This is a genomic window from Aerococcus sp. HMSC23C02, assembly GCF_001806805.1.
Classification (GTDB): domain Bacteria; phylum Bacillota; class Bacilli; order Lactobacillales; family Aerococcaceae; genus Aerococcus; species Aerococcus sanguinicola.
Map to the genome: position 1 here is coordinate 91,630 of NZ_KV786062.1, position 14,656 is coordinate 106,285.

Consider the following 14,656-nt stretch of genomic DNA (forward strand, 5'->3'; position numbering starts at 1 on the left):
AGCCTTCTCTGGCCTTTTACTCCAGAGGTCCCTTTTTCCCGCATCCTCTCACACCCTTACATTAATAGAAAGGAGTCTGCTGTGATTAAAAGATGTCAAAATTGTGATTGCCAACTTGCAGAAGATGACCTGGTTTGTCCTAAGTGTGGACAGGTTATCCAGTCTGAGCAAGATTTTTACTTGCAAGAAGCGGGCAGTCAGACTGAAGAAGAAACAGATAAGAAGACCAAAAAAATGAGCCGGAAAAAACGGGCTGACCAGGAAAAGTGGACCGCCTATGCCAAAGACTTCTTCCGTTGTTTCTTGGCCTTTTTGAAGAATCCAATCAAGAATATCCAAAATCCTAGTTATATCAATTCCTACTATGGGGTGGCTATGCTGGTGATCCTCACCCTGACCAATACGGTGACTTTAACAGCCATGGCAAATTTTGCTTTCTCTAATTATGCCTGGCTATCCAGCATCTCGATCTTACCCAACATTGATTACTACTTTAATCCTTGGCTGTTCTTTATCCAGGCCTTGGTCTATTTCTTTGTCATGTTCTGGCTAATCGCCGCGATCAGCCAGGCCACCATGCGCTTGATTTTTAAGCTGGACCAGAGCAACTTGGAATGGTTGACGCGCTTTATGGGGATGAACAGCCTGACTGTGGTCCTCGCTATTTTAGCCATGCTCTGTAGTTTGATTGCACCCTTGCTCTTCTCCATCCTGGTTCTCTTCTTAATGCTCTTGGAGTTCATCGTCTTCCTGATTTCGATCCCGCTCCTCTATTACCTCTATGAGTCGCGAGTGTCCTGGATCAACCGCTACTATGCAGCATTAATCGCTATTGCTTGCTTTGTCTTGCTCAATATTTTCTTAGTGAACATTATTTTCTAAAAAAATTAGGAAAAATGGTTGACAGCTTAACCGATATGCGGTAAGATATATCTTGTGTTAAGCAACGCGGGTATGGCGGAATAGGCAGACGCGCTACCTTGAGGGGGTAGTGGGAGTAACTCCCGTGCAGGTTCAAGTCCTGTTACCCGCATTCATAAAAAGCTCAAGAAGCTTACTGAATGTGCGAAAAGGCTAGAAAGTATTGTAGAAGCAATGCTTTCTAGCCTTTTTCTTTTTGTTAAAAGTTTGAGCTTGCAGGAGAAGTGCAAAGATTTAAAAATATTTTTGCACGTATTTTGCACCCGAAATCGTTTGCGCTTGTCTAAAAATGCTTGCCACGAAGAAGGTCCTTTTTTTACAATCAGGCAGGCAAAAGTCTCCGCTTCATGATAGAATGAACTTATGACCTATCATGAAAGGAGGGGCAGGCTGTCAGGGCCTGGTGATGATGTTAACAACGAATCTGATCTTAGCCATTTTGTGGCTGCTATTGTTTACTTTGAGGAAAGTTTTGAGTAGAGTTTTAGGGAAGAAAGCTTGCTAGGATAAGTTTTTCATTTTGAAGAAGAGAAAACTATCAGTGTGCTAGGCTATGGGCTTTAAAGATTTTCTTTGATAAACTTATCATTTTTTTATCATATTTCTTTAAAAAAGGATGAAAGTTAGGTAGAATAGACATAAGGAAAGGTGATGATTGAATGCCAGTTGTGGATCATACATGTGTACGCGTTAAAAATTTAGAAGCGTCCATTACGTTTTACCAAGATGCCTTTGGTTTTGAAGAGGTGGAGCGTCGGGATTTCCCAGATAATGAATTTACGCTTTGCTACCTTTCTTTACCAGGCCAAGACTACAAATTAGAATTAACTTATAACTATGACCATGAAGCCTATGATTTAGGAAATGGTTATGGGCATATTGCGATTGTAACCGCAGATGCCGAAGGACTCCACCAAGCTCATAAGGAAGCTGGTTATCCTGTAACAGACTATGTAGGTTTACCTGGGACTGAGCCATTCTACTACTTTGTGACTGACCCAGATGGCTACAAGATTGAAGTTATTGACGAAGAGGCTTGGAAATAACTTGCCTTTTTAGTGGAAACTGTGCTATACTTATCTCGCGATGAGCTGAGTACACTTAACTGTGTATTGAGAATATAGAGAGCACACGTTGCTTAGCAACACTACAGGAAGTAGGTGCTCGGATAAAGTTGCTGTGAACGGCTTTATCCCTTGTCTAGGAGAAAGCGAGAACAATTAACTTTGTTCTCGCTTTTTTTTAGAAAGAAATGCAAGCGTTTTTATAAAAAGGAAGGAGGGGGAATATGCCGCAATTGACCAAAGACCAACTGGCAACAGAAATGTATTACTTCAATTTAGGCAATCATTTTTCCGCTTATCATTTTCTGGGTGCCAAAGCTTGTCGAGATCAAGCGGGTCAGGAGGGTTATCGTTTTACAGTCTGGGCACCCCGGGCCAAGGCCGTTGCTATTATTGGAAGTTTTAACCAGTGGCAGGAAGAGGCCCTTGAAGCAGTGGGGGAAACCGGAGCTTGGACCATCTTTAAGGCTGAGGCTAAGGAATGGGACCTCTATAAATTTGTGGTCACGGACCAGGCAGGGCAAAAAAAGGAAAAGCAAGACCCCTTCGCCTTTGCGAGTGAGGTCCCACCCAAGACGGCTTCGGTGATCCAAAACTTGCCCCAGTATGACTGGCAGGATGCCGATTGGCTGGCCGAACGTCGGAAAGCTAAACGCTATGACCGGCCTTTAAACATCTACGAGGTCCACATGTCCTCCTGGCGCCGTCATCCGGATGGGTCGGCTTATAGTTTCGATGACTTGAGGAAGGAACTCATCCCTTATGTCAAAGAAATGGGCTATACCCATATTGAATTTATGCCTTTGATGGAGCACCCCTTGGAGGCTTCTTGGGGCTATCAGATTTCGGGTTATTATTCGATTGCTGGTCGCTTCGGTCACGACTTTGAACCATTTATGCGTTTTGTGGATGCCTGCCACCAGGCGGAGATTGGGGTCTTAGTGGATTGGGTGCCCGGCCACTTTGTCCGCAATGATGATGCTCTGGCCTATTACGACGGGACCCCGTGCTTTGAATTTCAAGATCCCCAGCGTGCGGTCAATAACCGTTGGGGGACCTATAATTTTGACCTAGGCAGGAGCCAAGTCCACAGCTTCTTGATTTCGAATGCTGTCTTTTGGCTAGAGGAATTCCATGTCGATGGTTTGAGGGTGGATGCCGTCTCTAATATGCTCTACTTGGACTATGATATTGGGGACTGGCAGCCTAACCGCTATGGCAATAATGTCAACTTAGAGGGGGTAGACTTCCTCCGCCGTTTAAACCAGGAGATCTTCTTGCGGGATGATTCCTATCTCATGATTGCGGAAGAATCCACAGCTTGGGATGGGGTGACACGGCCCACTTCCGAAGGGGGCTTGGGCTTTAACTTCAAGTGGAACATGGGTTGGATGAACGATACCCTGAAATTCTTTAGCTTGGACCCTATCCACCGGTCCCACCACTATAAGCTGGTGAACTTTACCTTCATGTATATGTTCCATGAGAACTTTATCTTGCCCTTTTCCCACGATGAAGTGGTCCACGGCAAGGAGTCCCTCTTAGGGCGGATGCCGGGACAGACGCGTTATGATGAGTTCTCGAACTTGCGAACACTGGAGGGTTACCGGATGTGTTATCCAGGTAAGAAATTATCCTTCATGGGTAACGAAATTGGCCAATTCTTAGAGTGGCGCTTCTACAGCCAGCTAGAATGGGAGGACTTGGACCGGCCCTATAACCGGGAATACCAGCACTACATCCAGTGCTTGAACCAGCTCTACCAGGATCAACCAGCCCTCCACCAATTGGACCTGAGCCCAGAAGGCATCCGTTTCCTGGAAGCGGATGATGATTTAGAGACCACGGCGGCCTTTATTCGGAGGAGCCAGGACCCAGAAGATTTTATTGTGTGTGCTTATAACTTTACCCCCGTGGAACGTCACAATTACCGCTTGGGGGTACCGTATCCAGGAACTTATCGTGTCCTCTTGAACAGTGAAATGCAGGAATTTGGAGGCAATTGGGAATACCAGCAGGAAACTTATACGGCAGAGCAAGTGCCCCACCAAGGCTTTGATTATTCGCTATCTGTCGTATTGCCCTCCCTGTCGACCTTCCTATTGAAGCCCGATCAGCTTTTGACGGAGAGGCCAGAACTATTAAAGAAAGAAGATTTAGTTGAAGGAGGGGAAAGAGAGTAATCTCGATCATTATGAAAAAACAATTATTAGCTATGATACTTGCTGGGGGTAAGGGGACCCGCCTCGGTAAATTAACCAAAGAAATTGCCAAACCAGCTGTTCCTTTTGGAGGCAAATACCGTATTATTGATTTTCCTTTGAGTAACTGTGCCAATTCCGGCATCAAAAAAGTGGGCGTCATGATCCAGTATGAACCCTTAGTCCTCAATGACCATATTGGGGTAGGAGTGCCTTGGGACCTAGATTCTAACGAAGGGGGCGCCTATGTCCTCCAACCTTACTCTTCCACGGAAGATGGGGAAAAATGGTTTAAAGGGACAGCCAATGCCATCTACCAAAACATTAGCTTTATCGATAGCCAGAAGCCGGAATATGTCTTAGTCCTGTCAGGTGACCATATCTATAAGATGGACTATGAACGCATGTTGGAAGACCATGTGGCCAACGAAGCAGACTGTACGGTTGCGGTAATCCCGGTGCCTATGGAAGAGGCATCACGCTTTGGGATTATGAATACTGATGACGATGATAAGATTGTTGAGTTTGAAGAGAAACCTGAACATCCTAAGTCTAACCTAGCTTCCATGGGGATCTATATCTTTACTTGGGATAAGCTGCGGAGCTATCTCACTTCAGACCCTGAAAAAATGGAAGACTTCGGGAAAGATGTGATTCCAGCTTATCTGGCCAATGACGAAGCTCTTTATGCCTACTCCTTCGATGGCTATTGGAAGGACGTGGGGACTATCGAAAGTCTCTGGGAAGCCAATATGGAATTCCTGGATCCTGACCACCCTCTCAATATTCGCTCGAATGACTGGCCCATCTATAGTAAGAACATCGTGTCACCCCCTCAATTATTAACGGAAGAGGCGAATGTGACGGAATCCATGGTTTGCGACGGTGCCTTCATTCGTGGTCAGGTCAACCGCTCAGTTATTTCACAAGACGTGAAGATCGGCAAAGACAGCCAAGTGGAGAAATCAGTCCTGATGACTGGGGCGCGCGTGGGGCAAAAGGCTGTGATTAAGTATGCTATTCTCGGGGAAGGCGCCCAGATTGCGGACAATGCCCAAGTGATTGGGACCCCAGAAGAAATTAAAGTCGTCGGCTATGAAGAAGTAGTGGGAGGTAGCGACAATGAAGAAGAATAAATTAAGTGCCATTATTAATATGACCGAAGATGATAGCAAGCTAGCTCCATTGACGGATAGTCGGCCAATTGGTGCCCTGCCTTTTGCCTGCCGCTACCGGCTCTTAGACTTTACCCTGTCGAGCTTATCACACGCCGATGTGCGCTCAGCAGCTATCTTCATCAATGAAACCGGCCGGTCCGTCTACGACCATATCCGCAGCGGCCAGGCCTGGGACTTGGATACGAATTCAGGTGGGATCTTCACCTATTCGCAGATGAAGCACAAGAAGGCCCTCTATGAAGCGGCTAGCCGGATTGGTGACTTCTATGAAGACCACAAAATCTTTATCGAACGGGCCAATAGCGAGTATGTCTTTATTTCAGGTTCTAAGATCCTAGCTAGCGTCAACTTGGTGGACATGCTGGATACCTTCGAAGCGGGAAGCGCCGAAGTGATGCGGATGTATGCTAAGAAGGAAAAAAGCTTCGTTGAATACCACCCCGATGAGAATTTATTGACCATCGATGACAAGGGCTATGTGACTGACTTGGCTAAGGAAGGCGTTACGCCTATTGAAGGCGAAGTGGTTAACTTCGATATGAACATGACCATCATGCCTGCCAATATCTTGCTTGAAATTATTGACAAGGCCAATGCGGAGAACCTCAATGATAACCTCGACCAAATTATTGAGAAATACCTCCTGGACTATACCGTCCAAGCTTATGAACACAAGGGCTTCGTAGCCAATATTGATTCTGTCAAGGCCTACTATGATACCAGCCTCTCTATGCTCGAAGGGGAAGCCTTCCCCAGCCTCTTCCATACCGAGTTGCCAATTATTACCCGGACCCACAATGGAGCACCAACTTATTATGGTAAAAAAGCTGAAGTCCACAATGCCCAGATCGCGACCCATACGGATATGCAAGGTAAGGTTTCCCACTCGCAAATTTCGCGTAAGGTTGAGGTTCATGAGGGGGCAGAAGTCGAGAATTCTATCCTCTTCCAAGGTTGTATCATTGAAGAGGGCGCCCGGGTCAAACATGCCATCCTGGATAAGCGGGTCTATGTTGAGGCCGGGGCAGTGGTCGAAGGAACGGCCGAAGAACCCCTAGTGGTTGCTAAGAATACGCGGATTAAAGCCTAGTGCAATAGTTTAAAGGAGACAAAAATGAAGATTTTATTTGCTTCAGCTGAAGCAGCCCCCTTTTTTAAAACAGGGGGCTTGGGCGATGTATCCTATGTCCTGCCTAAGGCTCTAAAAGCCCAGGGCATTGATGTCCGGGTAGTCCTTCCTTATTACACCCTCATGCCTGAGGAGTACAAGGAAGCCTGTGAAGACCTTTTGAACTTCCAAGTGGAGATGGGCTACCAGCGGCAAGCTTATGTAGGGATCAAACGCCTGGTCTTAGACGATTTAACCTATTACTTTGTGGATAATTTGGATTATTTCAATCGACCTTCCTTGTATGGTTATGAGGATGATTGTGAACGCTTTGCCTTCTTTGACTTGGCAGTGATTGAAATGATGGAGAAAGTAGACTTTATTCCAAACATCATCCATGTCAATGACTGGCAGACGGCCATGATTCCTGCCCTCCTCGTGGACAAGTACCATTGGGTGGAAGCTTACCGCGATATCCGTAAGGTGCTGACCATCCACAACATCCAATTCCAGGGTTGGACGGACAAGGAAGCTCTCTACTCTTATTTCAATACAACGGATGCCACCTTCCATGACAAGGGCTGTGAGCACTATGGAGCGGTCAACTATCTCAAAGGGGGCATTAACTTCTCTGATATTGTGACAACGGTGAGTCCCCGTTATGCTGGTGAGATCCAGACGCCAGAATTCGGTGAGGGACTAGATGCCTGCTTGCGTGACAACCACTTTAAGATTCGCGGCATTATTAACGGCATTGACTATGACTTAAATAATCCGAAAACTGACCCGAATTTAGCGGTAAACTATGACGCTCAGACTGTCCAGTCCGCTAAGCTTAAGAATAAGATCAAGCTCCAGGAGCGAGTTGGACTGGTTAAAGATCCAGATGCAGCACTACTGGGCGTGGTTTCACGGCTGACGCCGCAGAAGGGCATGCAGTTGCTCCAAGAGAAGGCGGAAGAGCTCTTGAATACGCGCCGGGTCCAGGTTTTGGTTTTGGGGACGGGGGACGATGAATTTGAACACTCCTTCCGTTACTTTGAGCACAAGTATCCAGGCCGCTTTTGCGCCTATATTGACTTTGATGTCCACTTGGCCCAAGAGATCTATGCGGGGTCTGACCTCTTCTTGATGCCGAGTGCCTTTGAACCCTGTGGCCTGTCCCAGATGATTGCGATGCGCTATGGAACCCTGCCCTTAGTCCATGAAGTGGGGGGCTTGGCCGATACAGTTGAACCCTACAACCACTTTACAGGCGAGGGAACGGGCTTTAGCTTCAACCAATTCAATGGCCGCGACTTCTTGAAGATTGTTAACTATGCGGTTGATGTTTATGAACATGATAAGAAGGCCTGGCAAGGTTTGATCCAAGAGGCCATGAGCCGCGATTTCAGCTGGCAAGGACCGGCTGAAGACTATATCCAAGTCTACCAATCCTTATTGGAAGCTTAGAATAAAAGGCCCTGCACCCAGTTAAGTTCTGGGGCAGGGCCTTTGTGTTGGATGATTAACGGTGGTTGGTCTGGTAGAGGGTGGAGAGGAAGGCTTTGGCGCCGGCTTTGAGGCAGGCTTCGTCGAAGTCGAAGGCGTCGTTGTGGTTGCCGGCAGCTAGGGGGCAGGCGAGGACAGCGTATGTGGCCTGGCCGCCCTGGTCTTGGACCGCTTGCATCATATAGGCGAAGTCATCGGTCGCTCCGCGGTTGGCATAGTGGCGGTAGGAATGGTCGAAGTCGGGGACTGCTTGGCTAGCCTGGTAGACCTTTTCGGCGAATTCGGGGCTGGCCTGGGCATTGATGGAGCCGCCGACGATCTCCAGCTCATACTGGCAGTCATAGATCTCACAGGCTGCTCGAATGGAGGTCACCGCCTTGTCATAGAGGTGCTGGTTGACTTCTCGGCTGGGCCCCGGGTCTCGGCTTCAAAGTAACAGAAGTCGGGAATGACATTGCGCCCGGTCCCACCGTTAATGGTCCCGATATTGAGCCGGCCGTTGCCATGGGAATCCTGGAAAAACATGTTCATATTGGCGATGGCTGAGGTGGCTGCGAGAATGGCATTGTGACCAGATTCTGGGGCTAGGCCAGCATGGGCCGACCGACCGTGGATAGTGACATTGAATTTACTGGTGGCGTAGAGGCCGGACCAGTCGCTATAGAAGGCCAGTTCATTCTCGGGGCTCTTCAGGATATGGCAGGCCAGGAGGTAGTCAACACCTTCTAAGACGCCTGCCTCGACCATGGCCCGGGCTCCGCGGACGCCTTCTTCGGCAATTTGAAAGATAAAGCTAATTTTCCCGCAAAAATCTTCCTGGTAGCGGTGGACCAGTTTGGCGAGCACGAGGCCGATAGCTGTATGGCCGTCATGACCACAGCCGTGCATGGCGTCCGGATTTTTTGACCGGAAGCCGGCTTGGTTAGGGAAGTGGTCGGCTTTCAGGGTTTCATGGAGGTCATTGGCATCGATATCGAAGCGGAAGGCCAGGTGGGGACCGGGCCGCCCCGTATCAATTTGGGCGATTGCTCCAGGAAAGCCAGCCATCTGCCGGATAATCTGAGGATCAGCCCCTTGGTCGATGGCGCGGTCCATGGCTGCCTGGCGACTGGCATAGTCAGGGCGCCCCCAGGCAAAGTCGCGATTGACCAGGTCAGGACCGAAGTGGACTGGAATCCCGGCTTCTTCTAGGTAAGTGATGATTTGTGAAGTCGTTCGAAATTCCAACCAGGCTGTCTCAGGATACTGGTGGAAGCCCCGCCTCAGCTGGACCAGGTCCTCCTCCATGACATCCACTGCCCTAAATAAAGCCTCTAAGTCCCCGTTCATTGTTAGTCTCCCTTTCTCCTAGCGTTCAAAATATAATACCTCTACCATAGCCTAAAGTAGGTTGAAAAACAATACTTTCCTGAAAAAGCCAATGAAAGATTCTTGTCTAGCAGGAACAGGTATGATATATTATAGAGAAATGAGAAAATTAAACATGAATGAGGTTATGCTGATGAAAGTGATTAAATTTGGTGGAAGCTCGGTGGCTAGTGCTGAGCAGATAAAAAAAATTAAAGATATCATTGTAAGTGACGCTGACCGACGTATCGTGGTCGTTTCGGCTCCTGGTAAACGTTTTCCAGAAGATACCAAGGTGACCGACCTCTTAATCGACTTAGCTTCTCAGGTGCTTAATGGGAATAAGGGCGTCTCTCATGTCTTTAATCAAATTGTCAACCGTTACAAAGAAATTGCGACGGACCTGGCCATTGATGAGGACATCGTGAGTGAGATTTCCCACAGCCTGCAAGAGCTGATCGAAGGGGACACGACAGAAGAATCTTATTTTATGGATGCCCTGAAAGCCAGTGGGGAAGACAATAGTGCCAAACTCATTGCTGCCTACCTGCGCTCAGAAGGCATTCCTGCCCGCTATATTAGCCCTAAGGAAGCGGGCCTCTACTTATCCGACGAGCCGGGCAATGCCCAAATCCTGCCCGAATCCTATCAGAATCTCTTTGCCTTGAGAGACTATGACGAGATTATTATCTTCCCAGGCTTCTTCGGCTTTACCAAGACCGGTAAGCTGGTGACCTTCTCACGCGGGGGCAGCGATGTGACCGGGGCTATTCTAGCTAATGGGGTCAAGGCAACCTTGTATGAAAACTTTACCGATGTGGACTGTATCTATTCAGCCAGCCCAAGTATTATCGAGAAGCCAGTGCCGATTGAAGACTTAACCTATACCGAAATGCGGGAGCTCTCTTATTCTGGTTTCTCCGTCGTCCATGATGAAGCCCTCTATCCTGCCTTTGCAGAAGGCATTCCCGTTGTGGTAAAGAATACGAATAATCCAACAGCGCCAGGGACTAAGATCACCCGGACGCGGTCTGAATCTGAATACCCCCTCGCTGGCGTTGCTAGTAAGTCTGGCTTTGCTTCCATCTATATCAGCAAGTACATGATGAACCGAGAAGTTGGCTTCATTAACCGGGTCTTGGATGTCTTGGAAGACTATAATATCAGCTTGGAACACATTGTTTCAGGGATTGACGACATTGATATTGTCTTCAAGGAAGAAATGATTACCGCTAAGCAATTCCAAGACCTCTTAGTAGAGATCAAGGTCAAGACGGCGGCCGACGTGGTGGAAAAACGGGACAATCTTTGCTTAGTTATGCTGGTGGGGCAAAATATGCGACATAAGATTGGACTGATGGCTCGAGCAACCAAGGCCCTAGGCGAAGCTCAGGTGAATATCGACATGATCAACCAAGGTTCATCCGAGAATTCCATTATGTTTGGCATCAACGAAAATGAAGAAGAACGCGCTGTTGCCGCTATCTATAAGGAATTTTTCGAATCTGATAAATAAATAAAGAATTAACTAGGGAAGCTGAGACTTCCCTTTTTTAATTTAAACTTAATAGTACATATGAGCATCCGTTGCGCTTTTGAATTTGATCGTTATAGAGCCATGGCACCGGTTCGGGCCAAGGTCCCTCACCTAGCGAGCTTCAAACGTCTAGTACGGCTAACGCCTACTATACGTAATTCACATCGCTTGCTTGTTCATGGCTAACGATCAAATTCAAAGTCCACTACTGCTCATAATTAATCAAAACTCCTTATCAAATACTAAAAAGAATGGTAGCTTGTATTATTTAAATTCATTGAAATCTATAAAAATATCCCTTTAGAGTAGATTCTGCTTGTAGCATATTTACTCTAAAGGGAAAATTTAATTTCGATCGTTTGATCAATCGAATGAAATAACTTTGCTTATGTTTCAGGAAACCCAAACTCTGCTTATCGGATCCAAGCGAAGTAGATGATAACGACTAAGCCCAGGGCAATCCGGTACCATCCGAAAGGCTTGAAGTCGTTGCTTTGGATGTAGCGGAGGAGGAGCTTGATGGTGATGACGGAGACCAGGAAGGCAACGACCATGCCGACTGCGAGATAGCCGAGCTCTAAGCCGGTGAAGCGGAAACCTTCGAGGAAGCCTTTGACCAGTTTCAGGAAGCTGGCGCCGAACATGATGGGGATACTCATAAAGAAAGAGAAGTCAGCGGCAACGGGACGGGAGGTGCCCATGATGGTGGCCCCGAGGATGGAAGAGCCGGAACGGGATGTGCCGGGCACCAGGGACAGGCACTGGAAGAGGCCAATCGTAAAGGCCCGCCGGTAGGAGAGTTCGCTCATGCTGTTGACTTGGCTGGTCCGGGTCTTGTTGTAATTTTCTACCAAGATAAAAGCGATCCCGTAGATAATTAGAGCCAGGGCCACGACTAACCAGTTCATCAGGTGGGCTTCCATCCAGTCATCGATCAAGAGACCGAGAATCGCGGCAGGGATACAGCCGACTGCCACCTTAAACCAAGTTTCCCAGGTTTCCCGTTTTTCTTCCTTGGTCTTTTGCGGGGAGAAGGGGTTGAGTCGGTTAAAGTAAATCCAGATGACTGCCAAGATAGCGCCGAGCTGGATGACAACGATGAAGATGTCCCAGAATTCGGGGCGGACTTGGAGTTGGACGAATTCCTCCACGAGGATCATATGGCCGGTACTCGAAATGGGCAGCCATTCGGTGATGCCCTCAATCAGGCCGATTAAGATAATTTTTAAGAGTTCAAGCATAGACAGCTTTTCCTTTCTGTGAGTTACTTCTTAGCGCTTAAATAAGCAGCTTCCAATATAACAAAGTTTCGCCTTTACCACGGGCTTCTGACCTAAAATTGAAGAAAATTTAAGAAATACTTTGGACACAGACGACCTGGTCGAGCTGGTAGTCGAAGTCCTTAGCTGTTAGAAGGCCAGTTTCGGGATCGCGATCGAAGAGGCGCAAGTGTCCATCGTTTTGGTGGGCCACGAGGAGATAGGATTCATCGGGGGATAGGTTGAAGTCCCGGGGAAAGTCACCCTGGCTGGCAATGATTTGGATGCGGTCTAGGCGTCGACCATCTTTACTCAGGGCAAAGACTGTCAAAGTGTTTTCTCCTCGGTTGGAGCAGTAAAGAAAGCGGCCATCCGAAGAGATACGGATAGCGGCGCTGGAGTTGAAGCCTTGGGGGGCTTGGGGCAGGGTCTGGTAGCGACCGACTGCCTCTAAGTGGCCGGATAGGTCGTCGACTTGAACGACTTCGACCGTATAAGAGAGTTCGCTCAGAACATAGACATAGGGGAGCGTGGGATGGGCGACCAGGTGGCGGGGGCCTGAGCCAGCTGGGATAGCCAGACTATCGACTAGCTGGAGCTTGTCTTCTTGGATGCGGTAGCTGAGGACTTCATCCGTCCCCAAGTCGCAGGCCAGGAAGAAGGGGCTGTCCCGGTATTGTTTGAAGTAGTGGCAGTGGGGTTGGTCCTGGTTGGGATGGGGCCCCGAGCCGGTGCGCTGGACAATGTCCGCTAGCTCGAGTTTGCCATTTGCCTGGACTTTGATTAAGATAAGACTAGCTTGCCGGTAGGAGGCGCAGAGAACGTAACGCTCATCTGCGCTCAGGCTCACATAGCAGGCTGGTTCTTCGAGAAAAGCTAAGCGGTCCACGAGCTGGAAGTCCTCACCCGTCCAACGGTAGTGGCTGACACCCGGCTCTGACCCTGGATTGGACAGAGTGAAGAGTGACTTCTGGTCGGCCGACAGACAGAAGTAGCAGGGATCGGCCTCTTCTATGAGACGATCGACTTTAAGCGGCTGGTCTAAGTTAGGGTCCACGCTCAGGCTGTGGATGCCCGTATTGGAGCCGTCGGTATAGGCTCCGAGATAAAATTGATCCATGGTTAATCCACCTTTCATATTAATTTTACTATAAGTTCACGACCTGGGTTAGGCCAAAAACAAAATATATTGTATACTTAAGCAATAAAAGTAAATTATTCCTAGAGGGGGAGTTCGATGACTGATAAGCGAAACCCAAATGACAAAATGAACCAGTACTGGCAAGACCGGAGCGACCAATTGCAGAAGATTAACTACCATTCTTTCCGGTCTTTCTTGAGCAATCGCTGGCTTCAATTGTTGCTTGTACTCATCCTAATTGCCTTATTTCTATTGATCTTTAGTCGGATTGCCCACCTATTCCACCCCGTCTTGGATTTCGTGAGCGTGATTGCCTTGCCCATTATCTTGGCTGCAATCCTCTATTATCTCACCGTGCCCATCGTCAACCGCCTGGAAAAGCGGGGCGTCAAGCGGCAGTGGGGGGCTATCCTGGTCCTGGTCTTGATGGGGATAGCGGTCTTGATCCTGACCTATCTGACGCCGGTCTTCTTTGCCCAATCTCAGTCTCTAGTGTCCAACTGGGATGAGCTGATCTCAAGCTATGATAAGCCCCTGCAGCGTTTCTACCACAATCCCTTGTTTGAAGAGGGAGTCAATCTCTTGAACGACTGGGGGCTCAACTTCATCCAGGGCAATTCCATTAATTGGTCGACGATTTTTAACTCGGCTATTGATTCGATCGGCTCTATTGTGGGCGTCCTGTCTAACTTCATCCTGGCCATTGTAACGGCGCCCTTTATTCTCTTCTATATGTTAAAGGACGGGCCCAAGTTGAAACAAAATCTGGCCTTGGTGGTGCCTAATCCGATCCGCTCGTCGACCATGCAGCTGCTTTTTGAGATGAACCAACAAGTCTCTGCCTATGTGCGTGGCCAGATTATGGTCGGCATCTCGGTAGCTATTATGTTTATGCTGGGCTATTCGATTATTGGCCTCCAGTATGGGATTATTCTCGGTGTCTTGGCGGGCTTCCTAAACTTGATTCCTTACCTGGGTTCTTTCTTAGCCATGATCCCCGCGGTTATTATTGCTATCGTCCAAGGGCCCATCATGGTAGTCAAGGTCCTTGTCGTCTTCATGATCGAGCAGACCATCGAAGGCCGGGTCATTTCGCCCCACATTTTGGGTTCCAACTTGGACATCCATCCCGTTACCATTATGCTGCTCTTGATCGCTGGGGGGAAACTCTTCGGCATTATTGGGATTATTATTATCATTCCAAGTTATGCCATCCTCAAGCTGATCTTTACCTACTTCTTCAAGTGGTACCGCAAAGTTTCAGGGCTTTATGAGGAAGACTTGCTAGCTGAATGGGATTCAGATGAATAAGTGAGCTAAAAATAACAAGTTCTTAATTGAATTGTGCTGGTGAGCCTACGTTCCGTCTTGAAAGTGATCGTTATAGAGCCATGGCATCGGCTCGAGCC

Annotated in this window: 12 protein-coding genes and 1 tRNA gene; 9 read left to right on the forward strand and 4 right to left on the reverse strand. The window is 48.1% G+C overall.

Features of this window, described 5'->3' with window-relative positions:
- The first annotated feature begins 81 nt into the window (after positions 1 to 81).
- From HMPREF3090_RS09405 to glgA, 7 genes are all read left to right on the forward strand, one after another.
- Positions 82 to 882: a zinc ribbon domain-containing protein gene (locus HMPREF3090_RS09405; RefSeq protein WP_067971574.1), complete on the forward strand. Its 801-nt coding sequence runs from the start codon at positions 82 to 84 to the stop codon at positions 880 to 882.
- Between the two features lie 66 nt (positions 883 to 948).
- A tRNA-Leu gene (locus tag HMPREF3090_RS09410) sits at positions 949 to 1,033 on the forward strand.
- A 547-nt stretch (positions 1,034 to 1,580) separates the two neighbouring features.
- A complete protein-coding gene (locus HMPREF3090_RS09415; protein WP_067971571.1) occupies positions 1,581 to 1,967 on the forward strand; it encodes a lactoylglutathione lyase in 387 nt (128 codons plus the stop codon).
- A gap of 242 nt (positions 1,968 to 2,209) precedes the next feature.
- Positions 2,210 to 4,168 carry a 1,4-alpha-glucan branching protein GlgB gene (gene glgB, locus HMPREF3090_RS09420; protein ID WP_070486549.1) on the forward strand — a complete coding sequence of 653 codons (1,959 nt, stop codon included), beginning with the start codon at positions 2,210 to 2,212 and terminating at the stop codon, positions 4,166 to 4,168.
- Between the two features lie 11 nt (positions 4,169 to 4,179).
- Positions 4,180 to 5,322 carry a glucose-1-phosphate adenylyltransferase gene (locus HMPREF3090_RS09425; protein WP_070486552.1) on the forward strand — a complete coding sequence of 381 codons (1,143 nt, stop codon included), beginning with the start codon at positions 4,180 to 4,182 and terminating at the stop codon, positions 5,320 to 5,322.
- The gene (gene glgD / locus HMPREF3090_RS09430; protein WP_070486554.1) at positions 5,309 to 6,454 is read left to right on the forward strand and encodes a glucose-1-phosphate adenylyltransferase subunit GlgD; all 1,146 of its coding nucleotides are present in this window, start codon (positions 5,309 to 5,311) and stop codon (positions 6,452 to 6,454) included. Before HMPREF3090_RS09425 ends, glgD begins: the two co-directional genes overlap by 14 nt.
- Positions 6,455 to 6,478: 24 nt before the next feature.
- Positions 6,479 to 7,924, forward strand: coding sequence for a glycogen synthase GlgA (glgA, locus tag HMPREF3090_RS09435; protein ID WP_070486556.1), 1,446 nt, complete (start codon positions 6,479 to 6,481; stop codon positions 7,922 to 7,924).
- Between the two features lie 55 nt (positions 7,925 to 7,979).
- On the opposite strand, the gene HMPREF3090_RS09680 is transcribed toward glgA, so the two are convergent.
- Together HMPREF3090_RS09680 and HMPREF3090_RS09440 are read right to left on the reverse strand one after the other, a co-directional pair.
- Positions 7,980 to 8,336 carry a zinc-binding metallopeptidase family protein gene (locus HMPREF3090_RS09680; RefSeq protein WP_083272467.1) on the reverse strand — a complete coding sequence of 119 codons (357 nt, stop codon included), beginning with the start codon at positions 8,334 to 8,336 and terminating at the stop codon, positions 7,980 to 7,982.
- On the reverse strand, positions 8,333 to 9,292 hold the full coding sequence (locus tag HMPREF3090_RS09440; RefSeq protein WP_083272468.1) for an amidohydrolase: 960 nt from the start codon (positions 9,290 to 9,292) through the stop codon (positions 8,333 to 8,335). Before HMPREF3090_RS09440 ends, HMPREF3090_RS09680 begins: the two co-directional genes overlap by 4 nt.
- Before the next feature lie 172 nt (positions 9,293 to 9,464).
- Here HMPREF3090_RS09440 and HMPREF3090_RS09445 point away from each other — a divergent pair, with 172 nt between their 5' ends.
- Positions 9,465 to 10,826: an aspartate kinase gene (locus HMPREF3090_RS09445; RefSeq protein ID WP_067976461.1), complete on the forward strand. Its 1,362-nt coding sequence runs from the start codon at positions 9,465 to 9,467 to the stop codon at positions 10,824 to 10,826.
- A gap of 434 nt (positions 10,827 to 11,260) precedes the next feature.
- Here HMPREF3090_RS09445 and HMPREF3090_RS09450 read toward each other — a convergent pair whose 3' ends face one another.
- Positions 11,261 to 12,088: an undecaprenyl-diphosphate phosphatase gene (locus tag HMPREF3090_RS09450; protein ID WP_067971548.1), complete on the reverse strand. Its 828-nt coding sequence runs from the start codon at positions 12,086 to 12,088 to the stop codon at positions 11,261 to 11,263.
- A 109-nt stretch (positions 12,089 to 12,197) separates the two neighbouring features.
- Positions 12,198 to 13,226 (reverse strand): lactonase family protein, encoded by a 1,029-nt coding sequence (locus HMPREF3090_RS09455; protein ID WP_067971545.1) that lies wholly within the window; start codon positions 13,224 to 13,226, stop codon positions 12,198 to 12,200.
- Positions 13,227 to 13,343: 117 nt separating this feature from the next.
- On the opposite strand from HMPREF3090_RS09455, the gene HMPREF3090_RS09460 reads away from it, so the two are divergent.
- Positions 13,344 to 14,558, forward strand: a complete 1,215-nt coding sequence (locus tag HMPREF3090_RS09460; RefSeq protein WP_083272469.1) for an AI-2E family transporter — start codon at positions 13,344 to 13,346, stop codon at positions 14,556 to 14,558.
- Positions 14,559 to 14,656 lie beyond the last annotated feature (98 nt).